This window comes from Mycobacterium sp. G7A2 (assembly GCF_041902445.1).
Lineage (GTDB): Bacteria > Actinomycetota > Actinomycetes > Mycobacteriales > Mycobacteriaceae > Mycobacterium.
Genome location: NZ_CP169251.1, coordinates 2,948,875 through 2,973,754, shown reverse-complemented (window position 1 = coordinate 2,973,754; position 24,880 = coordinate 2,948,875). Strand labels below are relative to the sequence as shown.

At 67.4% G+C, this 24,880-nt stretch carries 26 protein-coding genes; 11 read left to right on the top strand and 15 right to left on the bottom strand.

The genetic code is table 11. The features are described 5' to 3' along the window. Window positions 1-46: 46 nt before the first annotated feature. Both ACEWX3_RS14355 and ACEWX3_RS14350 read left to right on the top strand, forming a co-directional pair. Window positions 47-442, top strand: coding sequence for a hypothetical protein (locus ACEWX3_RS14355; protein ID WP_221357521.1), 396 nt, complete (start codon window positions 47-49; stop codon window positions 440-442). A 104-nt stretch (window positions 443-546) separates the two neighbouring features. Further along, window positions 547-999 (top strand): hypothetical protein, encoded by a 453-nt coding sequence (locus tag ACEWX3_RS14350; protein ID WP_207067152.1) that lies wholly within the window; start codon window positions 547-549, stop codon window positions 997-999. A 189-nt stretch (window positions 1,000-1,188) separates the two neighbouring features. Here the strand turns inward: ACEWX3_RS14350 and ACEWX3_RS14345 are convergent, their stop codons facing one another. From ACEWX3_RS14345 to ACEWX3_RS14325, 5 genes are all read right to left on the bottom strand, one after another. Beyond that, window positions 1,189-2,502 (bottom strand): cytochrome P450, encoded by a 1,314-nt coding sequence (locus ACEWX3_RS14345; protein ID WP_207067153.1) that lies wholly within the window; start codon window positions 2,500-2,502, stop codon window positions 1,189-1,191. A gap of 17 nt (window positions 2,503-2,519) precedes the next feature. Next, window positions 2,520-2,921: a hypothetical protein gene (locus tag ACEWX3_RS14340; protein ID WP_207067154.1), complete on the bottom strand. Its 402-nt coding sequence runs from the start codon at window positions 2,919-2,921 to the stop codon at window positions 2,520-2,522. Between the two features lie 87 nt (window positions 2,922-3,008). Continuing rightward, window positions 3,009-3,461 carry an SRPBCC family protein gene (locus ACEWX3_RS14335; RefSeq protein ID WP_374156900.1) on the bottom strand — a complete coding sequence of 151 codons (453 nt, stop codon included), beginning with the start codon at window positions 3,459-3,461 and terminating at the stop codon, window positions 3,009-3,011. 171 nt (window positions 3,462-3,632) lie between these two features. After that, window positions 3,633-4,799 carry a serine hydrolase domain-containing protein gene (locus ACEWX3_RS14330; RefSeq protein ID WP_374159858.1) on the bottom strand — a complete coding sequence of 389 codons (1,167 nt, stop codon included), beginning with the start codon at window positions 4,797-4,799 and terminating at the stop codon, window positions 3,633-3,635. Between the two features lie 55 nt (window positions 4,800-4,854). Further along, window positions 4,855-5,076, bottom strand: a complete 222-nt coding sequence (locus ACEWX3_RS14325) for a hypothetical protein (protein WP_374156899.1) — start codon at window positions 5,074-5,076, stop codon at window positions 4,855-4,857. A gap of 384 nt (window positions 5,077-5,460) precedes the next feature. Between ACEWX3_RS14325 and ACEWX3_RS14320 the strand changes: the two genes are divergently transcribed. Then, window positions 5,461-6,345, top strand: coding sequence for a cyclopropane mycolic acid synthase family methyltransferase (locus tag ACEWX3_RS14320; RefSeq protein ID WP_374156898.1), 885 nt, complete (start codon window positions 5,461-5,463; stop codon window positions 6,343-6,345). Window positions 6,346-6,474: 129 nt separating this feature from the next. Here ACEWX3_RS14320 and speB read toward each other — a convergent pair whose 3' ends face one another. Continuing rightward, entirely contained in the window at window positions 6,475-7,515 is a 1,041-nt protein-coding gene (gene speB, locus ACEWX3_RS14315; protein ID WP_286183064.1) for an agmatinase, read from the bottom strand. A gap of 16 nt (window positions 7,516-7,531) precedes the next feature. After that, window positions 7,532-7,954 carry an acyl-CoA thioesterase gene (locus ACEWX3_RS14310; RefSeq protein WP_374156897.1) on the bottom strand — a complete coding sequence of 141 codons (423 nt, stop codon included), beginning with the start codon at window positions 7,952-7,954 and terminating at the stop codon, window positions 7,532-7,534. A 41-nt stretch (window positions 7,955-7,995) separates the two neighbouring features. On the opposite strand from ACEWX3_RS14310, the gene ACEWX3_RS14305 reads away from it, so the two are divergent. From ACEWX3_RS14305 to ACEWX3_RS14290, 4 genes are all read left to right on the top strand, one after another. Next, complete coding sequence (locus tag ACEWX3_RS14305) at window positions 7,996-8,946, top strand: threonine/serine dehydratase (protein WP_374156896.1); 951 nt, start codon at window positions 7,996-7,998, stop codon at window positions 8,944-8,946. Between the two features lie 113 nt (window positions 8,947-9,059). Beyond that, window positions 9,060-10,385, top strand: a complete 1,326-nt coding sequence (locus ACEWX3_RS14300) for a hypothetical protein (protein WP_374156895.1) — start codon at window positions 9,060-9,062, stop codon at window positions 10,383-10,385. A gap of 43 nt (window positions 10,386-10,428) precedes the next feature. After that, window positions 10,429-11,052 (top strand): Pr6Pr family membrane protein, encoded by a 624-nt coding sequence (locus ACEWX3_RS14295; protein WP_374156894.1) that lies wholly within the window; start codon window positions 10,429-10,431, stop codon window positions 11,050-11,052. 150 nt (window positions 11,053-11,202) lie between these two features. Then, entirely contained in the window at window positions 11,203-11,955 is a 753-nt protein-coding gene (locus ACEWX3_RS14290; RefSeq protein ID WP_374159857.1) for a L,D-transpeptidase family protein, read from the top strand. A 3-nt stretch (window positions 11,956-11,958) separates the two neighbouring features. Here the strand turns inward: ACEWX3_RS14290 and ACEWX3_RS14285 are convergent, their stop codons facing one another. From ACEWX3_RS14285 to ACEWX3_RS14275, 3 genes are all read right to left on the bottom strand, one after another. Next, window positions 11,959-12,381 (bottom strand): lipoprotein LpqH, encoded by a 423-nt coding sequence (locus ACEWX3_RS14285; RefSeq protein ID WP_207067163.1) that lies wholly within the window; start codon window positions 12,379-12,381, stop codon window positions 11,959-11,961. Window positions 12,382-12,622: 241 nt separating this feature from the next. Further along, a complete protein-coding gene (locus ACEWX3_RS14280) occupies window positions 12,623-14,500 on the bottom strand; it encodes an HNH endonuclease signature motif containing protein (RefSeq protein WP_374156893.1) in 1,878 nt (625 codons plus the stop codon). Window positions 14,501-14,848: 348 nt separating this feature from the next. Further along, window positions 14,849-16,105, bottom strand: coding sequence for a cytochrome P450 (locus ACEWX3_RS14275; protein WP_221357494.1), 1,257 nt, complete (start codon window positions 16,103-16,105; stop codon window positions 14,849-14,851). 180 nt (window positions 16,106-16,285) lie between these two features. Here ACEWX3_RS14275 and ACEWX3_RS14270 point away from each other — a divergent pair, with 180 nt between their 5' ends. Then, window positions 16,286-16,861, top strand: a complete 576-nt coding sequence (locus ACEWX3_RS14270; protein ID WP_374156892.1) for a hypothetical protein — start codon at window positions 16,286-16,288, stop codon at window positions 16,859-16,861. A gap of 75 nt (window positions 16,862-16,936) precedes the next feature. Here the strand turns inward: ACEWX3_RS14270 and ACEWX3_RS14265 are convergent, their stop codons facing one another. From ACEWX3_RS14265 to ACEWX3_RS14250, 4 genes are all read right to left on the bottom strand, one after another. Continuing rightward, window positions 16,937-19,204 (bottom strand): molybdopterin-dependent oxidoreductase, encoded by a 2,268-nt coding sequence (locus ACEWX3_RS14265; protein ID WP_374159756.1) that lies wholly within the window; start codon window positions 19,202-19,204, stop codon window positions 16,937-16,939. Then, on the bottom strand, window positions 19,201-19,800 hold the full coding sequence (locus ACEWX3_RS14260; RefSeq protein ID WP_374159755.1) for a TetR/AcrR family transcriptional regulator: 600 nt from the start codon (window positions 19,798-19,800) through the stop codon (window positions 19,201-19,203). The genes ACEWX3_RS14265 and ACEWX3_RS14260 overlap by 4 nt, the downstream gene beginning before the upstream one ends. Before the next feature lie 119 nt (window positions 19,801-19,919). Then, complete coding sequence (locus tag ACEWX3_RS14255) at window positions 19,920-21,050, bottom strand: nitronate monooxygenase (protein ID WP_207069229.1); 1,131 nt, start codon at window positions 21,048-21,050, stop codon at window positions 19,920-19,922. Between the two features lie 42 nt (window positions 21,051-21,092). Continuing rightward, window positions 21,093-21,857 (bottom strand): HAD family hydrolase, encoded by a 765-nt coding sequence (locus ACEWX3_RS14250; protein WP_374159754.1) that lies wholly within the window; start codon window positions 21,855-21,857, stop codon window positions 21,093-21,095. Between the two features lie 217 nt (window positions 21,858-22,074). Between ACEWX3_RS14250 and ACEWX3_RS14245 the strand changes: the two genes are divergently transcribed. Both ACEWX3_RS14245 and ACEWX3_RS14240 read left to right on the top strand, forming a co-directional pair. After that, a complete protein-coding gene (locus ACEWX3_RS14245; RefSeq protein ID WP_163675830.1) occupies window positions 22,075-22,470 on the top strand; it encodes an STAS domain-containing protein in 396 nt (131 codons plus the stop codon). Between the two features lie 45 nt (window positions 22,471-22,515). Continuing rightward, on the top strand, window positions 22,516-22,962 hold the full coding sequence (locus ACEWX3_RS14240) for an ATP-binding protein (protein ID WP_221357480.1): 447 nt from the start codon (window positions 22,516-22,518) through the stop codon (window positions 22,960-22,962). Window positions 22,963-22,964: 2 nt separating this feature from the next. Here the strand turns inward: ACEWX3_RS14240 and ACEWX3_RS14235 are convergent, their stop codons facing one another. Continuing rightward, window positions 22,965-24,041, bottom strand: coding sequence for a diacylglycerol kinase (locus tag ACEWX3_RS14235; RefSeq protein ID WP_374159753.1), 1,077 nt, complete (start codon window positions 24,039-24,041; stop codon window positions 22,965-22,967). 79 nt (window positions 24,042-24,120) lie between these two features. Between ACEWX3_RS14235 and ACEWX3_RS14230 the strand changes: the two genes are divergently transcribed. After that, window positions 24,121-24,867 (top strand): glucose 1-dehydrogenase, encoded by a 747-nt coding sequence (locus ACEWX3_RS14230; RefSeq protein WP_207069233.1) that lies wholly within the window; start codon window positions 24,121-24,123, stop codon window positions 24,865-24,867. Window positions 24,868-24,880 lie beyond the last annotated feature (13 nt).

Below are 24,880 nucleotides of genomic sequence, written 5' to 3'. Positions count from 1 at the left end.
CCGCTTCCCGGTGGCCGCCCCGTCCCGGTGCCTTACCATCCAGTGCATGCTTCGCGCGTGCGCAGTGGGGGTGCTGGTCCTGGTTTCCCTGGGTTCGTCGGTGGCCGTGGCGGCCGCCGAGCCCGAGCCGGCGGGGTGCACGTACTCGCTGACCGCCCCCACCGTGGTCAACGTCGCCGGTGTCGACATGGTGACCGCGACGGTGGACACCGGCGCCTGCGAGGGTGCGGTGACCTTCCAGACTGTCGCGTGCATTGCGATGGACGGCGAGTCGAGCCCGGGCCGGTGCGCCCAGGGCTCGGGAATCGTCCCGGCGCAGGTGTTCTTCCAGCCGTACCGCCCCGGCGCGACGTACACCGCCACGGGTCGCGGGTGCGCAGCGACGGGCAACCCGCCCCAGAAGGTCTGCTCCGAGAACGGGCCCCTCACCGCGACGCTGTGACCAGCACTCGCGGTTTAACGCGTGGCCCCCTCGGGCATCCGTGCGGTCGAGGCAATGGATGGGGTCGGCACATCTGACCGACCTCCGTGACCCGAGGAGCCGGCATGGATAGCAACAGTGTGCTGTGGATCGTGATCGCGGCGGTCGCCGCGATCGTCATCATCGCGGTGGTCGTGTTCCTCACCCGTAAGGCCGGAAACCGGCGCAAGCAGGAGCAGGCCGATCAATTGCGCGCCGAGGTGGAGCACGACAGTGCCCGCGTCAACCGACAGGCCTCGCTGGTGGAGGAGGCCGAAGCCAAAGCGCGTGCCGCCCAGGCCGAAGCCGAGGCCAAGGCCGCCGAGGCCGCCCGCCTGGCCGACACCGCCTCGACTCGCCGCGATGCGCTGAGCAGTTCGCAGGACGACTTGGCGAGCCGGCGCGCGCACGCCGACAAGCTGGATCCGCGGGTGAAGTCGGACGGGACACGTAAAGACGGCGGGACTGACCTGACCACGGACACCGCCGGCGACTCGACCGTCGACGCTCCCACTCACCGCGACACCACAGCGCGCTGATCGCTCGGGCTTCAGCCGCGCTGACCGCGGCCATGGTGCAGCCGCGCTGACCGCGGCCATGTTTCAGCCGCGCTGACCGCGGCCATGGTGCAGCCGCGCCGACCGCGTCCATGGTTCAGCCGCGCCGACCGCGCTCGAGACTCACCCACCCGCCCGCGCGGCGTCGCGAGAGAATCACCGGCTTCACCGCTACGGCGACCAGGTCACCGGCAACCTCTTGATGCCGTGGATGAATGCCGAGTGCAACCGGTCCGGTTCCTCGACGGCGTGGATGTCGGGGACGCGCCGATGCAACTCCTCGAACGCGACGGTGATCTCCCGGCGTGCCAGATTCGCGCCGAGACAGAAATGTGCACCGCCGCCACCGAATCCGACGTGCGGGTTGGGATGGCGTCGTACGTCGAACAACCAGGGGTCGGCGAACTTCGATTCGTCGCGGTTGGCCGAGCCGTACCACAGGGTGACCTTGTCGCCCTCGGCGATGCGCGCTCCACCCAATTCGACGTCGCGCGTGGCGGTTCGACGCATATAGGCCACCGGCGATGCCCACCGCACGATTTCCTCCACCGCAGTCGGCGCCATCCCGGCATAGTCGGACCACCAGATGTCGCGCTGCTCGGGATAGCGGCTCAGCGCCAACACGCCGTGGCTGATCGCATTGCGGGTGGTCTCGTTCCCGGCCACGACCAACAGGATGAAAAAGGAGGCCACCTCGGCGGACGTCAGTCGTTCCCCGTCGAGTTCTGCCTGCACGAGGGCGGTGGTGAGGTCCTCGGCGGGGGAGTCTCGACGGGCATCGGCCAGGTCCGTCGCATACGCGCCGATCGCCATTGCCACCGAAGCGAATTCATCGAAGTCGGTTGCGATGTCCGGATCACCGAAGCCGAGGATGACGTTCGTCCAGTGAAAGACGCGCTGGTGATCGGCCTCGGGAATGCCCATCATGTCGCAGATGATCTGCAGCGGCAACGGGCCGGCGAAGTCTCCGACGATCTCGCCACTGCCGTCGGGATGCGCGGTCACCATCTCGTCGACCAGCCGACGGGCCCGCACCCGCACCGAATCCTCGATCAGGGCCAGCACGCGCGGGGTGAACGCGCTGCGCACGATGTTGCGCAACCGGGTGTGGCGGGGATCGTCCATCGCGATCATCGAGCCGAAGTACTCCGCCAGTTCCGGCGTCTGGTCCCCGACGGTGATGCCCAACGCCGAGCTGAACAACTCCGGGTGGCGGCTGGCATAGAAGACGTCGTCGTGCCGGGTGACCGCCCAGTGGCCTGCAACCGGGGTGTCGTTGTCGACCACGTAGGACTCGTGAAACGACACCGGTGCTTCGCGGCGCAGGGTCGTGAACGCGCCGTCACGGTAGTCGTCGTCGAATCCCCAGAAGTCCCACGAACCAAGATCGATCTCGGCCAACGGCACGGCCGGCGGCGCCACTCCGTTGGGGCGGACGAGAGGTCCTGCCTGCGAGCCTGGTCGCGAGTCTGTACTCGAACTCATGCAGCCCCAGCGTAGCCTCACGGCGCCGCTTCGTGCCCCTTTCTGCCGTGGGTGCGGCGCTTTTCCTTCAGCCGCGCCTCATGCAGGTGACGCGCGCCGTCGGTCAGCTCGTCGCGCAACCGGCGCTCGTGGTCCCGGAACAGCGACCAGTAGGTGTCATCGAATTCCTCGACCACCTGGAAGGTCCACCGTCCCTGGATCACGTTGTGCCCGATCAGTTCCGTTTCGATGCGCTCTGCCGCGTCCGCGTGGCCCGCGTCCCGCAGCGCGTCGGACGCTTCGCCCAGCAGCAGGTCGGCGTGGCCGATCAGCTGGTGGAACGAGTAGAGATGCCCCCGCGCGCGCTCGACGAACTCGAGCGCCTCGGTCACCTTGCCGACGGCATCGACGGTTCCGTTGTCTTCACCGTTGTCGCTCACGTCGGCGAAATACCCGCGCGATCACCCCACCAACCGCCTCGGCAGATCCGTCAGGGTGGGGTCACGATTGCTCGGCCATGCCGGCGGTCACGCTTCCACGACCGCCTTGATCCGCTCCAGCGTCTTACGCATGTCGCGCAGGTTGCGGCGCCGCCGGAGTTGGCCGCCGAATATCGAGTACAGCGAGACGAGCGGACTGGCGTTGAGATGGAACGACTCGGTGACGTCGGTGGACCCTTGCGCGGGTGTCAGCCGGTAATGCCAGTTGTTCACTGCCCGATCGCCGACAAGGACCTCGAACCCGAATTCCCGGCCGGGTTCACAGGCCGTCACGCGGCACGTCGTCCAATACACCGGTCCGATCTCGTTGCGCCGCACATGCCCGCGGAACTTCGCACCGAGCGTCGGGCCGGTCGCTCCGTCGAGCCACTCGGCCTCGAACGTCTCCGGCGAGTACCGACCGATGTTGCGGATGTCGGTGATCACCTCCCAGATCTGCTCGGCCGACGCTGTCATCGTCACCGTGACGGCTCCCCGCATCACCGCACTCCTTTCTGTTCCGTCCGCGACGGAGTCTGTTCCGTGAGGGGGTCTGTTCCGTCCGTGACGGGGGCTGTTCCGTCCGTCACGGGGCCACCCTCGTCACCGTCACAGCTCTCCGCACAACCACATCACCGCACCGCGTTCTGATCAGTCCCGGCCTTGCCCACCTCACCCGATGCGGTAGACGTGCTCGGGAGTCAGTTCCGTGGTGATCGCGGTCGCCAGCAATGTGCCCGGATCCGTCCCCTCGAACGGGATGTCGGTGTTGATGAGAATGACGAGCGTGGTCTGTGCGGCAGGCAGGTACACCGCGACGGTCTGATAGCCCGGCAGGCTGCCGTTGTGACCGATCCACCCGCCCAGATTGAACAGGCCGAGCCCGTAGCCGTCCGGCGGGCTCTGCCCAGGAAACCCCACCGTCTGCAGCCGCTGCTCCTGCATCTGACGGGTCAGCAGCTTTCCGGTCGCGAGGGCGGGCGCCCAGATCCGCAGGTCGTCGAGCGTGGAGATCATCGCCCCGGCCGCCCACGCCCACGATGGATTCCACTCCGTTGCGGTCGTTTCGCCGCCATCGGGGGTCTGTGTCGTGTAGCCCTCGGCGTGCGGGTCGGGGAAGGCGCTGCCGGACGGAAAGCTGGTCTGGGACATCCCCAGAGGTTCGAGGATGTGGTGGCCGATGTACTCGCCGAGCGGCCGGCCACCGACGTGCTCGACCACCAGCCCCAACAGCACGGTGTTGGTGTTGCTGTACTCGACGCCCTGCCCGGGAGCGAACGCGGTCGGCTGGGAGAAGGCGTAACCGAGCAGTTCCTCGGGGGTGAAGGAACGCTGCGGGTCGGCGAACAACGCCTGCTGGAACCGAGGATTTGCCGAATAGTTGGCCAGGCCGCTGCGCATACCGGCGAGTTGCCGCAGCGTGATGACGTCGCCGTCGGGCACGTCAGGCACGTAATCGGCGATCGTGTCCTCCAGGCCCACCCGACCCTGGTCGGCCAGTTGCAACAGCGCGGTGACGGTGAACGTCTTCGTCAGACTGCCGATCCGGCTGTAGAAACCCGTCTTCATCGGCGCTCGCGTCTTCTTGTCGGCCACTCCGAACGCCCGGACGTAATCCCCGCCCGGACCCCAGATCCCGACAATGGCGCCGGGAACGCCGGCCTCGGTCATCACCCGCTCGACGGCCGCGTCGAGGCGGTTCGTGACGTCGGCGGGCATCGTCGCCGCAGGCGCAGGACTCGCCTGCGAGGTCGTCTCGGGCAGCGGTTCCTCGACCGGCCCCGCGCAACCCACCACGGTCAACAACACCGTGCAGACAACAGACAGGACGCGAAGGATCATCGCGTTCACAGTATTCGTCCCGGTAACCCGCCGGCCGCAGATGGTCCCGGCGTCAGCGGTCCAAGTCGGCGTCGTAGTCCGGGTCGTCCGGCACGTCCATCGACTGCTCGATCAGATCGGCTTCATTGGCCTGCCAGTCCCGGTCGGCTGAGACACGCTCGGCGTCGGGCCACGACTGCTGATCGGAGTCGTCGACCGGAGTGCGCTGCTCGGCCACATCAGCTTCGGGCGCCTCCGGGGCGTCACCGAATTGGCTGCGGTCAGGTGTCGTCATCAGCGTTCCTCCCAGCGATCAGTGACGGGTGTGCGCCTCCACGATAGGCGCGCCCGGCCGGGTACCCACTCGCGCGCCCGGCTGTCGCGCTGCCCGCCGGGTGTCTCGACACGCGGTTCAGCACGGCGTTCACGCGGCACGCCGTTGACCGGGTGGTCGGACCGCGCGATGACCTCCACCGTGCGGCTACCCGTGGCCCGGTTCGGCCCGCGAGGGTCCCGTGCGGTCGGCGCGCTACGTTGCTGGTCTGCTGGTCAGGAAGATTGACTGGTCCAGGTGACTGTCGGGTACTGTGCGTAAACTGCCATGACGACAAGACCGGCCCTCGAACCCGGGCGGGGCCGGCGGACAACACCAGATCCCAGAATCCTGAAGGCGTGCACTTTGCCAGATACAACGAACGGCGCCCCGGGGCTGCAACCCCATTTCGAGGACGTCCAGTCGCACTACGACTTGTCCGACGACTTCTACCGGCTGTTTCTCGATCCCACGCAGACCTACAGCTGCGCATATTTCGAGCGCGACGACATGACGCTCGAAGAGGCCCAGATCGCCAAGATCGACCTGTCGCTCGGAAAGCTGGGGCTGCAGCCGGGCATGACCCTGCTCGACATCGGCTGCGGTTGGGGCACCACCCTGATGCGCGCCGTCGAGAAGTATGACGTCAACGTCGTCGGCCTCACGTTGAGCCGCAACCAGAAAGCCCACGTCCAGAAGCGCTTCGACGAGTCGAGCAGCCCCCGTTCGAAGAAGGTCTTGCTGCAGGGCTGGGAGCAGTTCGACGAGCCCGTCGACCGCATCGTCTCGATCGGCGCGTTCGAGCACTTCGGCCGTGACCGTTACGACGAGTTCTTCAAGATGGCCCACCGGGTACTACCCGACGACGGCGTCATGTTGTTGCACACCATCATCAAGCCCACCGATCAGGAGTTCGCCGACCGCGGCCTGAAGCTGACGATGAGCTTGGTGCGGTTCTCGAAGTTCATCATGGACGAGATCTTCCCGGGTGGTGACCTGCCCAAGCCGACCACCGTCACTGAGCACGCCGAAAAGGCCGGGTTCCGGCTGACCCGCGAACAGCGGCTCCGCGAGCACTACGCCAAGACACTCGACATCTGGGCCGAGGCACTGCAGAAACGCGAGGACGACGCGGTGCACATCCAGTCCCGCGAGGTCTACGACCGCTACATGAAGTATCTGACCGGCTGTGCCGATCTGTTCCGGGACGGCTACACGGACATCTGTCAGTTCACCCTCGCCAAGAGCTGAGTCGCCGGGCGACCCGGCCGCACCAGGACGGGCTGGGGCAGGGGCCCTACCGATAGGAACGGGCCGGCGAACGTGCGGGCAGCAGACGCTACCGGTTGGACTGAGCCGCCCAAGGTGGGGCAGCGGGCTCTACCGGTAGGAACGGGCCGGCTGGCCCGGCTCGCCGCCGCCGGCGTCGCGACGGCGGGCCGCCATTCCGGCGAGCGCCTCGAAGACCACCCGGTGGGCGGCGTTGACCGTCAGTTCGGCGTGGTCGTAGGCGGGGGCCACCTCGACCACGTCGACTCCGACGACGTCGTGCTCGAGGCAGAGTTGCCGCACCATCCGTAGCAGGTCTGCGCTGGTGATGCCGCCCGGCTCCGGGGTGCCGGTACCCGGCGCGTGGGCCGGATCGAGCACGTCGATGTCGACGGAGACGTACAGCTTGTCGGCCTTCGCGAGCGCCTCGGCGACGGCGTCGCGCATGACCTCCTTGAAGCCGCGCTCCCAGATCTCCTGCATCGTGTGCCACGTCATGCGTTGCTCGAGCATCCACTCGAACGTGTCCTGCGGAGGCCAGTAACCGCGCAGCCCGACCTGTACGAAGTGCGAACCCGGCACCGCACCCGACTCGATCAGCCGCCGCATCGGCGTTCCGTGTGACGCCAGGTTGCCCTCGATCTCGTCGGCGGTGTCGGCGTGGGCGTCGAAGTGGACGATGCCCACGTTGCCGTAGCCGTGGACATCGGCCACCGCGGTGGCGGCCGGCCACGTGATCGAATGGTCGCCGCCGAGGATCACCGGAACGATGCCCCGCGAGGCGATCGCGTGCACGCGTTCGCGGATGTTGGCATGGGAGACCTCGGTCTGCCCGTGGGGACAGTAGGCATCACCGAAGTCGACGACCTCGAGCCAGTCGAAGATCTCCAGACCGAGGTCCATGTGGTAGGTGCCTGGTTCATAGGCGGTAGCACGGATCGCGCGCGGCCCGAAGCGCGCTCCGGGCCGATTGGTGGTCGCGATGTCGAACGGCGCCCCCACGATGGCCACGTCGGGCCGCCAGGCGTCCAGCTGGTCGGCCTCGGTGAGGAACGGGCGGTGTCCGAATGACGCCACCCCGGCGTAGGCCAGCTCGAGCTGTTCGATCATTCCCGGCGGCAGTTCGCGACGATGACCGTGATCATGGCCCATCGTCTGACCGTACCGGTCAGCCGCCCGCGTGGCCGGTCAATGCGGTGCGCAGGTGCGCCGGCAACGGGCGTTTGGTCCAGTCCTCGGTGGAGACCACGACGTAGACGTTGTGACCGCGCACCGCGACGCGCTCCTCGGATCCGTCCGACGCTCTCAGCACGGTGAAGCCGATCGTGAAACTCGTCGTGCCGACCCGGGTGCACTCCGCGGTGACCCGCACTTCGTCGCGCCAGCGCACCGAGGCCACGAAGTCGATCTCGCTGTGCACCACCTGGAAGTCGTAGCCCGCCGATATCAGCTGCGGGTACGTCACCCCGATGTGGTCGAGGTAGCCGGTGCACGCCTCGTCGAACCAGGTCAGATAGTGGCCGTTGAACACCACGCCCTGCTGGTCGATCTCGGCGTAGCGCGGGACCACGGGCAGCGAGAACGTGCGCACCTGGATGACCCTAGCGCCCGGGCGCAGGCGAGAATGCCACCGTGGAACTGGTCACGATCGATGACATCCGGAACGCGGCCCGGCAGGTGGCGGGCCATGTGGTGCGCACACCGCTGCTGGAGGCTTCGTGGGGCGATCCAGATCGCCCGCTGTGGGTGAAGCCGGAGAGTCTGCAGCCCATCGGCGCCTTCAAAGTCCGCGGCGCGTTCAATGCGATCGGAGCACTGGTCACCGGTCCCGACCCGGTGAGCGGCGTGGTCGCGTATTCGAGCGGCAATCACGCCCAGGCGGTGGCCTACGCCGCGGCGGTGTACGGGTTGCCTGCGCACATCGTGATGCCCGAGGAGACCCCGGCGGTGAAAATCGACGCGACGCGGCGGCACGGCGCCAGGGTCGTGCTGTGTGCCGCCGGACAACGAGAGATCGTCGCCGAGGAGGTGGCCGCGGAGACCGGTGCGGTGATGATCCCGCCGTTCGACCATCCCCGCGTCATCGCCGGTCAGGGCACGATCGGGCTCGAGATCGCCGAGGACCTGCCCGAGGTGCGCACGGTGTTCGTGCCCGTCAGCGGCGGGGGACTGGCCTCCGGCATCGGTACCGCGATCAAGGCCCTGTGCCCGGAGGCCGTGGTGATCGGGGTGGAACCCGAACTGGCTGCCGACACCGCCGAGGGACTGGCCCAGGGCCGGCGCGTGGACTGGCCCATCACCGACCGGAACCGGACGATCGCCGACGGCCTGCGCTCACAACCGTCGGAACTGACATTCGCGCACCTGCAGAACGTGCTCGACGAGATCATCACGGTCTCCGAGGCTGAAATCCGTTCCGGTGTACGTGAATTGGCGTTCCGGGCCCGCCTGGTCGCGGAGCCCAGCGGCGCGGTGGCACTCGCCGGTTATCGCAAGGTTGCCGCACCCGGCGGACCGGCCGTGGTGATCCTGTCCGGCGGGAACGTCGCGCCGGAGATGCTCGGACAGATCCTGGCTGGCTGAGCCCGCTCGTTTGACAGGTGTGCAATGAGACCCCGGGCCCGGGTAGGGTCACCGGGATCGCGTCGCACGGTCCGCCGGAAGGCTGCGCTGTGGACGCCGTGAAGGAGTATGTGGTGAACGCAGTACTGGGCCTGTCCGTGACGCCGTCAGCGATCGGTGTGGCCGTCCTGGACGGGTCGGTCGACGGCCGCGAGACGTGGGAAATTCGTCCGACGAGCGCGGAGCGGAACCCGATCGAAGCGGTCGCCGCGGTGCGGCGGGCGGAACAACTGCTCGCCGGACGGGGTCGCCGCGTGCGGTCGATCAACGTGACGTGGAGCGACGAGGCCCGTGCCGATGCAGCCGCGCTGGTCGACACGCTGGCCGAATCCTGTCTTGTGAACATCATCGAGGTGCGCCTGCCGGCGGCCACCGATGCGCTGGCGCGCGAAGTCGCCCACGATGCGGGGTACTCGACGACCGCCGTCTGCCTGGTCGAACCGGGTCAACTCGTCGCGCTGGTGGTGAATTCCGCCGACGGCGCGGTGCAGACCGCGGTCAACCACAGCGCGGTCACCGAAGACGACTTGAGCGACTGGCTGAGCATCGTGTTCACCAAGGCGGATCGGACACCTGATGCGCTCGTGCTGGTGGGATCGGCAGAGGACCTGGACGGGCTGGCGCCCGCACTGCAGGATGCACTGAGAATTCCGGTGCTCGTGCCCGCCGAGGCGGCCCTGGCTCTGGCCCGCGGCGCTGCCCTCGCCGGCGCACCGGCTACCGACCTGGGGATGTGGGACCAACTCGATCCCGGCGAGGCCGGCAGGTCGACACGGCGGTCCCGTTCGCTTCACCCGGCAACCCCTGCGGCCATGCTGGCCGCGGGCACTGTTGCGTTCGTCGCGTCGGCGTCGGCTGCGCTGGCACTGCAGTTCACCGCCACGGACGCCGCATCGGCCGAGGCGATCCGTCCGTCGGCTCAGACGTCCGCGGCTCTCACCGGTGCCGCGCCGGTGGAGCGTCCACCGGTCACCGCGCCCGCCCCGCAGCTGCGCCCGCCGTCGTCCGGCGAGGCGGTCGATTCCGCACCGATCGCCGAGGCTGCACCGATCGTCGAAGCTGCCGGGCAGATCGGTGAAGCCGCCGCACCGATCGGTGAGGCGCCGCCAGCTGTCGAGCCGGCGCCCGCCCCAGGGTCAGCACCCGGTTCAGAGTCGGCCCCCGTCTTCGAGGCCGCCCCGGTGGAATTGCCGGTCGCCCAGCCTCCGGCCGAACCGCCCCTGGCGCCTGTCCCGTCCGCGACGCCGCCGGAAATGATCCCTCCGCCGGTGCCCGAACAGGAGCCTGGGCTCATGCAGCGCATCCGCGACCGGCTGGCCGGGATCGGTAACGACGACGCCGCACCGCCGCCCCCCGCACCGGTTCCCGCCCCACCTGGCGCCCCACTGCCACCGCAATAGCGCGTGGCCGCAAACCGGCGTCACTGCCAATACTCTCGGTGAGGTGATCGGAGCCGTCTCACCCCCAGGTCCCACGACGACGCGGTTCGTGCTGCGGTTGGGCATCGTCTGCTCGGTCGTGGCGGCGGTGCTCGTGGTGGCGACAACCTCACGCTGGGGCCTGTGGTGGCGCCTGATCACGTTCACCTATCAGGCCAACCTGTTGGCGGCGGGCTACTACCTGTGGACGCTGGTCTACCCACGCGCAGAGAGGCGAGTCGGCTTGCGCGGCGCAATCGTCCTCTATGTGGTGACGGCTGGGCTGATCTGGAATCTCTTTCTGACCGGCCACAGCATGGGGTACACGGTCGCGAATCTTCTGTTGCACGTCGTGGTTCCCGTGCTTGCGCTGGCCGACTGGATGCTGGTCGGGCGCGGAGTCGCGCGCGTGACATGGTGGCAGCCGCTGGTGTGGCTCATCTATCCGAGCGCCTACCTGGTGCTCGCGCTGCTCGTCCTCAATACCGCGGGTAGGCGGGCACCGTATTTCTTCCTGGATCCGGCGACAGTCGGGGCCGCCGCGGTCGCCGTCAACGTCGGCGCACTCGCCGCCTGCGTGCTCGCCCTGGGGTACGCGTTGCTGGCGATACACCGGTCTGCTGTCGCGTCACACCGCGATGCGGTGTGAAACGTCGACGATGCCCGATCCGATAAACGCACCGAGACACTTTTCGATCAGTCGCCCGACCTGCGTTTTCGTCAGCGGGTCGGCGCCACGAACTAGGATGGCAACGTGTTGAGCACCCACCCGCAGCACACTCTCCGACGTCGAGTGAGCATGCGTCACCTGGCCGCGGTGATCGGTGCGCTGACTGTGATGAGCACCCTGTCGACCGCGCTGCCCGTCGTCACCGCGTCCGCCGGCTCGACCCAGCCGGGGCCCGTGTCCGGTGTGTCGCCCCAGCCCGGTCAGACCGTCGGCGTGGCGCACCCGGTCACGGTCACGTTCACCGAACCGGTGGCCGACCGCTCGGCCGCCGAGTCGTCGATCACGGTTCGCCCGGTCGGCGCGCCCGCGACGCCGGGATCGTTCACGTGGCTCGACGACGACGTCGTCGAGTTCACCCCGACCGAGTTCTTTCCCGCACACACCCCGATCACCGTTTCGGTCAACGGGCTGAAAAGTAGCTTCGAGACCGGAGCCTCAGTGGTCAGCGTCGCCGACATCGACGCGCACACCTTCACCGTCAGCATCGACGGCGAGGTCGCGCGCGAGATGCCGGCGTCGATGGGCAAGCCGAAATTCCCGACTCCGACCGGCTCCTTCACCGCACTCGGCAAGGAGCGGTACGTCACGTTCGACTCCCGGACCATCGGCATACCGCTCGACGACCCCGAGGGATACCTCATCGACGGCGAATATGCGGTGCGGGTGACGTGGGGCGGCGTGTATGTCCACTCGGCGCCGTGGTCGGTCGGGTCGCAGGGATACGCCAACGTCAGTCACGGCTGCATCAACCTCAGCCCGGACAACGCCGCCTGGTACTTCGACACGGTGCGGGTCGGCGACCCGATCATCGTGCAGGCTTGACCGTCAGCAGGCCGCTTCGATCCGGAAGTTCGCGGAGACGGCATTGCCCGGTTCGTCAGCAAACGAGCCGTCCGCGGTGCCGGTGATGACGTAGCGTCCGTCGCGGCCACTGACCCGCGCGTCGCCGATGTTGTCGTTCCAGAAGGAGCCGGTGAATCCTTCGAGGTCACGGAAGTTCACCGAGGACGCCGAGATGTCGCTGCCGGTCTGCAGGACAGCGGTGAAACCGCTGTCCTGGTCGGGTGTCTCGATGTACCACGTGGGGCCGGTCTGGTGGCAGCGCACGGCGCGGACGCCGGAGTCATTGCCGTCGATGCTGACCGTTGCAGTGGTGCCACCCAGCGCCGGTTCGGGCGCCGAACACGCGGCGATCCCCAGCACGGCGATCCCGGCACCCGCGACGCCTGCGACCTCTCGGATCCTCATGGCGAAAGACTCTATGCGCTCGACCCTCTCGACCGGCCAGAAATGCGCGCCCAGCGCCCTCTATCGGCCAACAGCACGCGCCCAGCGCCCTCAACCGGCCATCAGCGCGCGCTTGACGCCTCCAGGCTCGGTCGTCCCGGCTCAGTTACACGGGGCTCAATGCACCATCACGGCCTGCCACCACGCGTGGTCAGTCAGCCGTGCGGCCGTGTGTCTGTTCGGCGGTGAGGCGATCAGACGCTCAGGCGGCTTGGCCGTCTGGGGGTGCGGGTCCGCCGGGTTGGCCGGGGCTACTGGATTCGTCGGGGTTGTCAGGTTCGCCGGGGTCGGCGTAGCCGTTGCATTCTTCGGGTTCGCCGGCGTTGTCGCTCGGCGATGGTTCGGTCAACCGATAGTCGATCGGTTTGCCGTCGATCAGTTCATGGCCGATCGGCTGGCAGTCGCTTGGTTCGTGACCGCTGGGCTCGTCTGCGATCAACTCATAGTCGATCGGCACGTCGCCGGTCAGTTCATGGTCGATCGGCTCGTCGCCGGTCAGCGCGTGGTCGATCAGCGCGTCGTTGATCAGCTCATCGCGGGGTTCGTCGTCGATCAGTTCATAGTCGATCGGTTGGTCGTCGAGCAGCTCGTCGGTGATCGGTTGGTTGTCGCCGCATTGGGTGTCGTTCGGCGGGTCGGAAGGGCGGTTTTGGGCACGGTCTGATTCCGCGCCATCGCCCTGCAGGCCGACGCCGGGATCGCCCGAACGCCTCGATGTCGAAGGGTTCGCTGGCTGCTGGTCGGGGGGTCGTAGGAGTCGTTCGGGGCGGTGGTAGGTGTTGATGCGGGTTTGGCCGGTGTCCAACGCTGGTGGGGGGATCCATTCGACTTCGCCGCGTTCGTTCATCCGGGTGCTCCAGCCCTCGGGGCCGACGGCGCGGTTGTCGGGTCCACAGGCCAGGCCGAGTTCGTCGACGTTGGTGTTACCGCCGTCGGTCCAGTCGGCGACGACGTGATGGGCTTGGCTGCCGTAGGCGCCCACCGTGCAGCCGGGTTTGGTGCAGCCCCCGTCGCGGGCGATCAGCATGATCCGCTGGGCGGGGGAGGCAACCCGGCGGGCCCGAAACAACGCCAGCGCCGACCCGGTGGCCTTGTCGAACACCGCCAGGCTGTGATGGGCGTGGGCGGCCAGGCGGATCACCTCGGCGATCGGGAGGCGGGTGCCCCCACCGGTGACTCCGATCCCGGCCCGGGATTCCAGATCTTGCAGGGTGGTGCGGATGATCACCGACACCGGCAACCCGTTGAGCTGGCCGAGCTGACCGCTCATCAGCGCGATCCGCAACACCGCGACCAGCGCATCATGCTGGCGCTGAGCCAGGCTGCGGTGGTCGTTGTCGATCTGGGCCTGCGACGGCGTGCCGGAGACGCAGGGTTGCGGGTCGTCGGGGTTACACATGCCCGGGGCGGCGTACTTGGCGAAGATCGCCTCCAGCAGCGCCCACGCCTCGGGGGTCAGTTCCCCGCTGATCGGGGTCATCGCATCGCCACGCTGCTTACCCTTGCTCAGTCCGCGGCGGCGGGCGCGTTCGGTGTCGTCGGGTTCGGGACCGTCCTGATCGAGCAGGAACAACGCCAACTCCGCGGCATCGCTGACGTCCTTGGGTCCGGCCCCGGCCGCCAGGCGCACCAGATCGGTTTCGAACTCCTCACGGGTCGCGGTGTCGACGAAACCGGGCAGCTTGGCCACCGCCTTGGCGATCACCACCACATGCTCAGCGTTGATCACACCCTGGGCCTGCGCGGCCGCGGTCGCCGGCAGCACCGGTGGCAGGGTTTCCCCGACGAGCGACTGCCGCGGCCCCAGCAACGCCGCCTCACCCAACCGCCGCCCCGCCTCGGCGGTGGAGATCCGCCACCGCACCGCCAGCACCTGATTCCACGATTTGGCGCCCATCTCCTTCGCGGTGGTCTCGACCTGCAGACGCGCCAACAACCGATGCCGCAACGCCGGCAGCTGACACCACACCGTTTCCAACTCATCCAGGGCGTCGACCAGATCCGCACGACCCAGCAGATCCACCCCAGCACCGGCCGCCTCATCAACCGCGGCGCGCACCGCTGCGACCGCCTCCGACAAGACCCCGACATAAATCGAACATACATTCGACCACTGACAAAAACGGGTGCCGGAGAATCCGATGTATCAGGACAGCGGTGACAGTTCTGCCTCAGGACATCGGTGACACTCCGGGATAGGACATCGGTGCCAACCGACCTTTCGGCCCTCGCCGATGCGTCCCCGTGGAGAGCGTGCCGCCCATCACCACATGGGGAGGCAACAATTGTGGCCCGTGCAGCCTCCGCGCAGAAGGGTCACCGCTGCCGTGTTGCCGACTTCACCGAGGTCGTCATTGCAGAGGCCCACCGAGGTTCCTTCGATATCGCATGGGCGTCACACCGGCGCCGCGCTCGAGTCCAAACCGGTTCAATGCGCTACCGGACAGCCACCCTTGCCGGTGTAGTCGACATGCCAATGCTTGATCCCGTTCAACCAGCCCGAGCGCAGCCGGTCCGGCGGTGCGATGGCCGACAGGTCGGGCATGTGGTCGGCGATGGCGTTGAACATCAATTCGATGGTCATGCGCGCCAGGTTGGCGCCGATGCAGTAGTGGGCACCGGTTCCGCCGAAGCCGACGTGCGGATTCGGATCTCGCAGGATGTTGAACGAGAACGGATCATCGAAGACGTCCTCGTCGAAATTGGCCGATCGGTAACTCATCACGACCCGCTGACCCTTCTTGATCAACGTCCCGGACAGTTCGTAATCCTCGATCGCTGTGCGTTGAAACGACGTCACAGGTGTCGCCCATCGCACGATCTCGTCGACGGCGGTGCTCGGCCGGTCCCGCTTGAACATCTCCCACTGATCCGGATGCTCGGTGAACGCCACCATGCCGTGGGTGATCGAATTGCGGGTGGTCTCGTTGCCCGCGACCGCCAACAGCACCATGAAGAAGCCGAACTCGTCGTCGGAGAGCTTGTGGCCCTCGACGTCGGCTTCGATCAACTTGGTGACGATGTCTTCGCCGGGCTGCTCGGCTCGCTGGGCCGCCAACTGCATGGCGTACATGATCAGCTCGGTCGCCGCGTTGCGATTGTCGTAGTGAGCGAACTCGGGGTCATCGTCGCTGACCATCTGGTTGGACCAGTCGAAGAGTTTCTTGCGGTCTTCAACCGGTACGCCGAGTAGTCCGGCGATCGCCTGCAGCGGCAGTTCGCAGGACACCTGTTCGACGAAGTCGCCGCTGCCTTCAGCCGCCGCGGCCTTGGCGATGTTCTGGGCCCGCTGGTCGAGATCCTCGCGAAGCCGTTCCACGGCGCGCGGAGTGAACCCGCGGGAGACGATCTTGCGAAGGTGCGTGTGGTGCGGTGCGTCCATGTTGAGCAGAACGAACTTCCCGGTTTCACGCTGCTCCTGCGTGGAGCCGGCCGGGTAGCGGGGGAGCGCCGTGTTCTCCAGGCTGGAGAACACGTCGCTACGCTTGGATATCTCCTTGACGTCCCGGTGCTTGGTGACGACCCAGTACCCACCATCGTCGAATCCGCCGTCACCGTATGGCTGTTCGTTCCACCAGATCGGGGCGCTGCGCCGCAACTGGGCGAGTTCCTCGACCGGCAGGCGATCGCGGTTGAGGTCGGGATCGGTGAAGTCGAATCCGGGCGGGAGGGTGGGAGTCGGCATGCGTGAGCTCCTTAACCGTCGGAGAGGCCTTAACAAATTGCTACACCACAGTCCCGGGTCGATGAGCCGAGTTCGGCGAAGTGCGGCCAAAGTCTGCTCGGAGATGTAACGAATTCGGCGCCGCTGGGGAATCACCCGATGAGATCCTCTGAAGAACCCGCAGAGCCCTAGGGGGAACCGGTGAAGTTCGAGTTCGTCGCGAAGACGCTGTCCGTCCTCGGTGGCGCCGCCGTGGTGGGTCTGTTGGCGGCCGCCCCCGCACTTGCCGATCCTGCGCCGGCGCCGGCACCGCCTCCTGCGCCGCTCTACGCCGAGGCGGCCGGGCCCGTGCCCGGCCCGGCCCTGGATGCCGTGGTCCCGGCACCTGGCGCTGCGAGCCCCGCACCTGACGCCGTGAGCGCGGCAGCCGGCCCTGCGGGTGCACCGGCCGTCTCAGTCGCAGCGCCCGCCCAGGCGCCCGCTGAGAGTGTCCCGCACCTCGCCAGCCCCGAGAACCTGCCGCCCGGCACCAGCACCACGCCGCCGGCAAGCACCTCCCGGCTCGGCTACCTGCGCGATCTGTGGCATGCCATGCAGACCCAGGAAGTGAGCGGCAGCGACGCGCTGCTGCTGCTCACCCAGCGCCCCATGACCTCGACGCCGAAGCCTGGCATGTCTGCCGGACCGCAGTCGGCCCCGCCTGCCCCGGCTCCGGCCGTTGCCCCGGCACAGGCCGCCCCGCCGACCCCGGTCGTTCCCCAGCCAGTCGTTCCCTAGCCCGGTCGTACCCTAACCGGCCATTACCGACCCCGGCCATTACCGACCCCGGCTCTTACCGACCGTGGTCGTTTTCTAGCCCCGGCTTCCGCCCGGTGCCGCGAGGGCCCGTGCCGGCTCGATCCGCGCAGGCACGTGCTTGTGCCATGGAGTCCCCGCGTAGGCGTCGCGCCACCCCACCGACGTCAGCGCATTGGGCGCCACACCGGGGGCTCGAGCAGATCCGTCGTCGTCGACGAAGTCGACGCCGTAGCCGTTGGGCAGCGAGGCATGTCCGGGTTGCATCGCGGCGCTGATCTCCACGGTCGCCTCCGCCCGGCCGGTCGCCGTGGTGATCAGCGCGCGGCTGCCGTCCGCCAGCCCGAGTTCGCGTGCGTCCTCTTCACTGATGCGCAATGCGCCGTCCGTGTCGCGGGTGCGCCAGGCCGGGTCTCGGATGATGTCGTTGGCGGTGAAGGCCCGCCGCTCACCGGCCGACAAGACGATCGGGAACTCAGAACTCGTCAAGCCGATCGGTGCAGCGGCCAGCGCTCGCGTGTCGGCGAGCAACGCGGGGATCTCCAGCGCTATCTTCCGGTCTTCATGAGAGATGAGCGCGAAATCGTCCTCGTACTCGTGGACGGTGAACGTCACCCCTGAGCGGCCCGCCAGGATGGCGTCGAACAGCGCGTTACCGTCGGCATGCCCGGCGCGCCGGACCGCCTCGGGATAGGTCATGGCAGCCTTCTGCGCCAGCCCCCACAGCGCGGCCGCACCCGAAAGTCCTTCCGGCAGAGCCGGTCCCAGTGTTTCGTAGAGCACAAAGGGCAGCACCTTACCGAGGCCCGGGTTTTCGCCGACCGCGGTGAGAAATGCTGCGGTGAAGTCCGCACGGCTTCGCTGGGCTGCTGCACGCAGCGGCGCCAACTCCGCGTCACCGACGACACCCGAAGCACGCATCAGCCGGGCCCAGATCTCCGGTTCGGGCAAAGTCCCCGGCAAGGGCTCCATCAGACGGTGCCGAAGGTGGAAGGTGTTGTGCGGGAATTCCAGATTGAAGAACGTCGCCTCGGCCTTCTCGAACTGCGAGGCCGCAGGCAGCACGTAGTGGGCCAGTCGAGCAGTCTCGGTCATGGCCACATCGATGACAACGAGCAACTCCAGCTCGCCCAGAGCGCGACGCATCATGCCGGAGTCGGCCACGGAATGCGCCGGATTGCTGCTCTCGACGATCATGGCGCGAAACCGGTCGGGGTGATCGGTCAGGATCTCCTCGGCGATGACGTTGCTGGGCAACAACCCGCCGATGACAGGCGCTCCGGTCACCGGGGTTCGGCCCACCCCGCCGGCACGGAACAGAGGCGCGAACGACGAGTGCAGATGCTGCCCGCCGCGTTTGGCGAAGTTGCCGGTCAGGATCCACAGCATCTTGTTCAGGTAGGAGCACAGCGTGCTGTTGGGCGCTTGCTGCACGCCGAGGTCTTCGAAGACCGCGACGCTGGTGGCGGTCGCAATGCGCCGCGCAGCGGCGCGCACCAGGTCCGCCGACACGCCGCTACGCTGCGCGTAATCGTCGACCGGCACCTCGGCGAGCACTGCGCGTACCGCGTCGACGCCGGTGACATGTTCGGTGAGAAACGTTTCGTCGCAGAGGTTCTCCTGTACCAGAACCCCCGCCAACGCGGCCAGACACCATGCGTCGGTCCCGGGCCGCACCCGGAGATGGAAGTCGGCCATCTTCGCGGTCTCGGTGACGACCGGATCGATCACGACCATGGACCTGGTCGGATCCTTGGCGATGTCGTTGAGCACCACCCGGGCGCGCGGGAAGCTCTGGGACATCCACGGGTTCTTACCGACGAACACCGACACCTCGGCATGTTCGAATTCGCCACGTGTGTGGTTGCCGTACAGTTGCGCATCGACCCAGTGCTCGCCGGTCTTCTCCTGCGCCAACGCGTTCGAGCGGTAGTGCGACCCGAGCGCCTTGAGGAACGCGCCGCTGTAGGCACCGCCCAGATGGTTGCCCTGCCCACCGCCGCCGTAGTACAGAATCGTGTTGCCGCCGTGGGTGTCGGCGATTCCGCGGAATCCCGAGGCGATCTCGGCGATCGCGGTGTCCCAGTCGATCTCGGTGTAGGTGCCGTCCGCCTCCCGACGCATGGGGGAGGCCAGTCTGTTGCGGTTGTTCTGGTAGTGATCCAGTCGCAACGCCTTGTTACAGGTGTAGCCGCGCGAAGCCGGATGGCTTTTGTCTCCCCGGATCCGAGCCAGAGACCGGTCGTCGACGTCGACGACGATGCCGCAGTTACATTCACAGAGGATGCAGGCGGTGGGTTGCCAGGCGCGGTCGTGGTCGGTCATCGCGATTCTCGATTCGTTCGGGCGGAAGGCGTTTCGGCGACGATCAGCGAGCGCAGCTGGGCATGCACGGCCTCGACCGGCTCGAGGTCTCGGGCTGCCCGGGCGATCACCAGAGCTCCCTCGAAGGAGGAGAGCACCAGCACTGCCAGTTCGCGGGCCCGCACGGCGGAGACGCCGTCGGCGGTGAGCAGTTCGCCGATGACCTGGCGCCACCGTGCGAACACGGCGGCGGCACGTTCACGCACCGCGGCGGATTGTTCGTGCTTGTCCGGATCGCCGGCCTCCACGGCGACCGCGACCACCGGGCAGCCGGCACGGAAGTCGCTGCGCTGCAGCTGGTCTCGGTAATACTCGAACAAGTCGTCGAGGGCGTCCAGACCGGAAGAGGCGCGGCCCAGGTGTGCGGCCATGAATTCACCGGCGTAGTCGACAGCTTCGCAGAGCAGCTGGGTGCGTCCGCCCGGGAAGTAGTGGTAGGCCGACCCGCGCGGGGCGCCGCTGTGCGCGAGCACGTCGGCGATGGCGGTCGGGTGGGCGCCACGCTCGCGGATCAACAGCGCCGCCGAGACGACCATCCGCTCCCGAGCACTCGCCATGCGTCCGATCCTCTCGCCGATCCTATGTATGTAACCCTACATAATCGCGGGCCGAAAAAATACGATTCCGGTGTCGCCGACCGCGTCGAGCGATCAGCGACACCGGAATCGGATCGAAATCAGACGCTGGCGGCCTCGTTGAGCTGCTCCAGCCTGCCGGTGGCCTCCAGGTATTCCTGCACCCAACGCTCGATCACGGTGGCCGTCTTCTCCACCTTGGTGAACTGACCCACCACCTGCCCGACCGGGTTGAACGCCACATCGACCGACTCGTCGGGGTATTTGTGCGTCGCGGCGACGGCCATCCCGGACACCATGTACTGCAGCGGCATCCCCAGCGGCTTCGGGTTGTCCGGGCTCTCCCAAGCCTCGGTCCAGTCGTTACGCAGCATGCGAGCCGGCTTGCCGGTGAACGAGCGGCTGCGCACGGTGTCCTTGCTCGTGGCCTTGGCGTAGGCGGCGTGCTGGACAGGACTGTTCTCCGACTCCTCGACCATGACCCATTGCGAGCCGGTCCACGCGCCCTGCGTACCCAGTGCCAGCGCGGCTGCGATCTGCTGGCCGCTGCCGATCCCGCCGGCGGCCAGGACGGGCACCGGCGCCACTTCCTTGACGACCTGGGGCCACAGCACGATCGAACCGATCTCTCCGCAGTGTCCTCCGGCCTCGCCGCCCTGGGCGATGATGATGTCGACTCCGGCGTCGGCATGCTTGCGGGCCTGGGAGGGCGATCCGCACAGCGCCGCGACGACACGGCCCTCGTCGTGGATGTGCTTGATCATCTCCGCCGGGGGAGTGCCCAGCGCATTGGCGATCATGGTGCACTTCGGGTGCTGCAGCGCGACCTCGACCTGAGGGGTCGCAGTCGCCTCGGTCCAGCCGAGCAGCTGCAGTGCGTCCTCGCCGCTCTGCTCGACGGGCACACCGTGGTCGGACAGGATCTTCTTGGCGAAGTCGAGGTGCTCCTGGGGGACCATGTCCTGCAGGGTCTTGGTCAACTCGTCGGCGGACATGTCCGAACCCATGCCCTCGTACTTGTTGGGGATGACGATGTCCACGCCGTAGGGATGGTCACCGATGTGCTCGTCGATCCAGTTCAACTCGATCTCGAGCTGCTCGGGCGTGTAGCCCACCGCGCCCAGCACGCCGAAGCCGCCGGCCTTGCTCACTGCGACCACCACATCACGACAATGGGTGAACGCGAAGATGGGGAACTCGATACCGAGCTGGTCGCACAGGGGAGTGTGCATCGTCTGCTCCTAGTGGGGCGATCGCCGGAATTAGAACGTGTTCTACTTTAGTACACCACGCCTGCTGCCCAGAAGACCCCGACCCGGAGCGCTGACGCGAAGCACCGGCCACCCCTGCTCCGCCGCCATCACCGCCAGACCGCGTCGCGGGTTGACCGGCCGGGGGAAACCGACGACCGCCATCAGCGCCTTGTCCTCCTCGCCGTCGGCGTAGAAGTAGCTGTTCGACAGCTGCAGGTCGTTGGCGGCACAGAACTTCTGCACCGCAGCGGCTTTCTGTCTGCCCCAGATCACCGGCTTGGCGATCCGCCCGGTCAGCCGCCCGTCGTCATCGAGTTCGAAGTGGTTGCACAACACGTGGTCGATCTCCAGATACCGGGCGACCGGCTCGGCGTGGATGGTCAGCGCCGACGAACTGAGCACCACGGTGTGTCCGCGACGTTGATGAGCCAGCACGATGTCGTGCATGGCGGGGAACACCCTGGTGCGGACGCGCTCGGTGAACAGCCGCTGGCCGATCACGTCGAGCTCGGTGAGCGACTCGCCACGCAGATAGCCCGCGGCGCGTACCAGCAGGTTCTCGAAATGCACGCGCCCGAAGCGGTAACGCATCGCCGCCTCGACGACGCCGAGCACCTCGCCGATTCGGGCCTGGCGGCGGCGGATGCGATCCCCGGCGTGCGCGGTGGCGGTGAATCCGTCGACGAGCGTGCCGTCGAGGTCGAAGAACGCGCCGACGTGGGGGCCGGACGGGCTCGATGCGATCTGCGCGACCGGATCGAGGGGATCCGCGGCCTCGGTCGACATCGGTCCTCCTGTGTTCGCACCCGGTGTTGACTCGCCATGCTACGGGCGTGTGGGACAGACCTGGTTTAATCTGTGGCCGGTCGCAAAGGACCGTTGTGGTCAGTTAGGTAGTTTGGTCTTGCCGGGTTCAGGAAGCAGCCTGCGCGAGCGCACACGGAGTCCGCCTCGACGTGCTCTCGCCGTAAGCGAAGAGCGGCCTGAAATGGGAAGGTGAATTTTGGACGAGCAAGCAGCCGAGGACACCACTGGGGCTGAGGGAGCAGCAGCTTCCTCCAACTGTGTCGTCACCGAGCGTTGGGTCGATCGAGTGGCCGTCGTATCGGTGTCCGGTGTTGTCGACATGCTCACCTCACCCCAGCTGGAAACCGCCATCGACACCGCGCTGGATCAGCGGCCCGCGGGCGTGGTGGTGGACTTCACCGACGTCGAGTTCCTGGCGTCGGCCGGAATGGGCGTGTTGGTGGCCGCACATGACAAGGCCGGTTCCGATGTGACCCTGAGGGTCGTCGCCGACGGCCCTGCGACCAGTCGCCCGCTGAAGTTGGTGGGAATCGCCGACATCGTCAGCCTGCATCCGAATCTGGACGAGGCGCTCGCCGCGTACCACACGTAGGAAGGTCGCATAGGAACGTGCTCTGCGGGGTAGCCACCGACTGCCATGATCGATTCCATGCCGCCGGCTGAGGTCGCGAACTCCGATCGCTTCGAACGTCTGGGCCTCGACGCCGACGCGACGGCCGTCGCGCACGTGCGTGAAGAGTTCGCGCTTTGGCTCAAGCGCTTCTTCGTGGTGGACGCGGTGCGATTCAGCGATCTGGTGCTCGCCATCAACGAGGCACTGGCCAATGCCGCCGAATTCGCCTATGTGTTGGCCGAGCGTCCTGGGACGATCGACATGCGGGCCATCTACCACTCAGACGGCCAGAAGCTGGTCGTCGAGATCAGCGACCGCGGGACCTGGCGCCCGCGACAGGTCGATCCGGTGCCGCGCACCCGGGGCCGCGGCATTCCGTTGATGGAAACCCTGTCCGACGAGTCCGACATCGACACCTCCGATGACGGCACCCGGGTGCGCCTGGCGTGGAATGGCATCGGCCGCGCCTGACCTCAGTTCCGCCGGTAGGTGCCTCGTCCGGTGACCAGCGGCAGATCCAGCGTCGTGCGGATACCCGGAGGCGCCGCCACCACGTCGGGGATCGCGTTCACAATTCGTCCCGCCGCCGCCAGGATCGCCGCGTAGTTGTGGTCTCCGTTGCGGCTGCTCGGGCAGATGTCCATGACGTACGACGGTTCTCCGGTGATCTCGACACGGTACGACCCGCCCTCCTGAGCGGGCTGGGCCCAGTCGGGGCGCAGGTCGGGACGCAGACGCGTGACGTGTTCGACGACGATCACCGGATCACCGTCGACCAGCCCCTCGATCTGGAAGCGCACCGCGGCCACCGTGCCCGCCGCGATCGTCCCGACGGCGACTTCGATGTCCTCGGGGGCGGGCTCCTGCTCGACTGAGTCGCGAATCTCGGTGAGCTCCACGCCGAGACCGGCGGCCAGCTCGCGCATCGCGGTGCCCCACGCCAAACTCAGGACGCCCGGCTGGTAGAGCATCGGCAGATCACCGAGCTCGTTACCGAAGCCCATGACGTCGAACATGACGGTGGCGCCGTCGTAGGTGGCGTAGTCGGCGATCTCCATCGTGCGGATCTGTTTGACGCTCTGACATGTTCCCGCCAGCGCAAGTGGCAGCAGGTCGGTCACGAAACCGGGGTCCACTCCGGTGATGAAGACGCTGGCCGCACCTTGGCCGGCGGCGGCTTCGGTGCGCTCGATGGACCGCTCGGGCATCACGCCCCAGGGATACTGCAGCGCGCCGGGCGCGGATCCGACGACGTTGATCCCCGCTTCCAGCAGGCGGCGTACGTCGGCCATCGCCTCTTTCGGGCGCACGTCGCCCATCGCGCAGTACACCGCGCAGTCCGGCCCGGCCGCGACCACCGCGTCGAGATCGTCGGTCGCCCGCACCCCTGTCGTGACGTCGAGTCGGGCGAGTTCGCCGGCATCCTTGCCGACCTTGGCCGGGGTGGACACCCAGACGTCGGTCAGCTCGAAGCGGTCGTCCTCGATGAGCTGGCGCAGCGCCAAGCTGCCGCAGTTTCCGGTACCGATGAGCGCCACGCGGATAGCCATGGCCAGCAGTATGCGTGCTCGCCGCGCGAATTGGAACATGTTCTAGTCGACGTCGCGCGTTCGGGTAAGTTAGGCGCCCATGGGACGTGTGGACGGAAAAGTGGCACTGATCAGTGGCGGCGCGCAGGGGATGGGCGCCGCCGATGCCTGGGCGCTCGTTGCCGAAGGGGGCAAGGTCGTAATCGGCGACATCCTCGACGACAAGGGCAAGGCGCTGGCGGACGAGATCAACGCCGCGCATCCTGATTCCGCCCGGTATGTCCACCTCGACGTCACCCAGGCCGACGAGTGGGAGGCCGCGGTCGCGACCGCGGTGAACGACTTCGGTCGGCTCAACGTCCTGGTCAACAACGCGGGGACCGTCGCACTGGGCATGATCGGACAGTTCGACATGGTCAAGTGGCAGAAGGTGATCGACGTCAACCTCACCGGGACCTTCCTGGGCATGCAGGCGTCGGTGGAGGCGATGAAGACGGCCGGCGGCGGTTCGATCATCAACATCTCGTCCATCGAAGGGCTGCGCGGCGCGGTCATGGTGCATCCGTATGTGGCCTCCAAGTGGGCGGTGCGCGGACTGACCAAGTCGGCCGCACTCGAGCTCGGGCAGTTCAACATCCGCGTCAACTCGGTGCACCCCGGCTTCATCCGCACGCCGATGACCAAGCATTTCCCCGACAACATGCTGCGCATCCCGCTCGGCCGTCCCGGCCAACCCGACGAGGTGGCGACCTTCGTGGTGTTCCTGGCCAGCGACGAGTCGCGCTACTCCACCGGCGCCGAGTTCGTGATGGACGGCGGACTGACCAACGACGTGCCACACAAGTAGCACTGGGCGCCGA

What these genes read in the sequence shown, in the direction of transcription:
- ACEWX3_RS14355 (WP_221357521.1), top strand. Translation starts at nt 47, where the DNA reads ATGCTTCGCGCGTGCGCAGTGGGGGTGCTGGTCCTGGTTTCCCTGGGT.
- ACEWX3_RS14350 (WP_207067152.1), top strand. Translation starts at nt 547, where the DNA reads ATGGATAGCAACAGTGTGCTGTGGATCGTGATCGCGGCGGTCGCCGCG.
- ACEWX3_RS14345 (WP_207067153.1), bottom strand. Translation starts at nt 2,502, where the DNA reads ATGAGTTCGAGTACAGACTCGCGACCAGGCTCGCAGGCAGGACCTCTC.
- ACEWX3_RS14335 (WP_374156900.1), bottom strand. Translation starts at nt 3,461, where the DNA reads ATGCGGGGAGCCGTCACGGTGACGATGACAGCGTCGGCCGAGCAGATC.
- ACEWX3_RS14325 (WP_374156899.1), bottom strand. Translation starts at nt 5,076, where the DNA reads ATGACGACACCTGACCGCAGCCAATTCGGTGACGCCCCGGAGGCGCCC.
- speB (WP_286183064.1), bottom strand. Translation starts at nt 7,515, where the DNA reads ATGGGCCATGATCACGGTCATCGTCGCGAACTGCCGCCGGGAATGATC.
- ACEWX3_RS14290 (WP_374159857.1), top strand. Translation starts at nt 11,203, where the DNA reads ATGCGTCACCTGGCCGCGGTGATCGGTGCGCTGACTGTGATGAGCACC.
- ACEWX3_RS14285 (WP_207067163.1), bottom strand. Translation starts at nt 12,381, where the DNA reads ATGAGGATCCGAGAGGTCGCAGGCGTCGCGGGTGCCGGGATCGCCGTG.
- ACEWX3_RS14275 (WP_221357494.1), bottom strand. Translation starts at nt 16,105, where the DNA reads ATGCCGACTCCCACCCTCCCGCCCGGATTCGACTTCACCGATCCCGAC.
- ACEWX3_RS14265 (WP_374159756.1), bottom strand. Translation starts at nt 19,204, where the DNA reads ATGACCGACCACGACCGCGCCTGGCAACCCACCGCCTGCATCCTCTGT.
- ACEWX3_RS14260 (WP_374159755.1), bottom strand. Translation starts at nt 19,800, where the DNA reads ATGGCGAGTGCTCGGGAGCGGATGGTCGTCTCGGCGGCGCTGTTGATC.
- ACEWX3_RS14255 (WP_207069229.1), bottom strand. Translation starts at nt 21,050, where the DNA reads ATGCACACTCCCCTGTGCGACCAGCTCGGTATCGAGTTCCCCATCTTC.
- ACEWX3_RS14250 (WP_374159754.1), bottom strand. Translation starts at nt 21,857, where the DNA reads ATGTCGACCGAGGCCGCGGATCCCCTCGATCCGGTCGCGCAGATCGCA.
- ACEWX3_RS14240 (WP_221357480.1), top strand. Translation starts at nt 22,516, where the DNA reads ATGATCGATTCCATGCCGCCGGCTGAGGTCGCGAACTCCGATCGCTTC.
- ACEWX3_RS14235 (WP_374159753.1), bottom strand. Translation starts at nt 24,041, where the DNA reads ATGGCTATCCGCGTGGCGCTCATCGGTACCGGAAACTGCGGCAGCTTG.
- ACEWX3_RS14230 (WP_207069233.1), top strand. Translation starts at nt 24,121, where the DNA reads ATGGGACGTGTGGACGGAAAAGTGGCACTGATCAGTGGCGGCGCGCAG.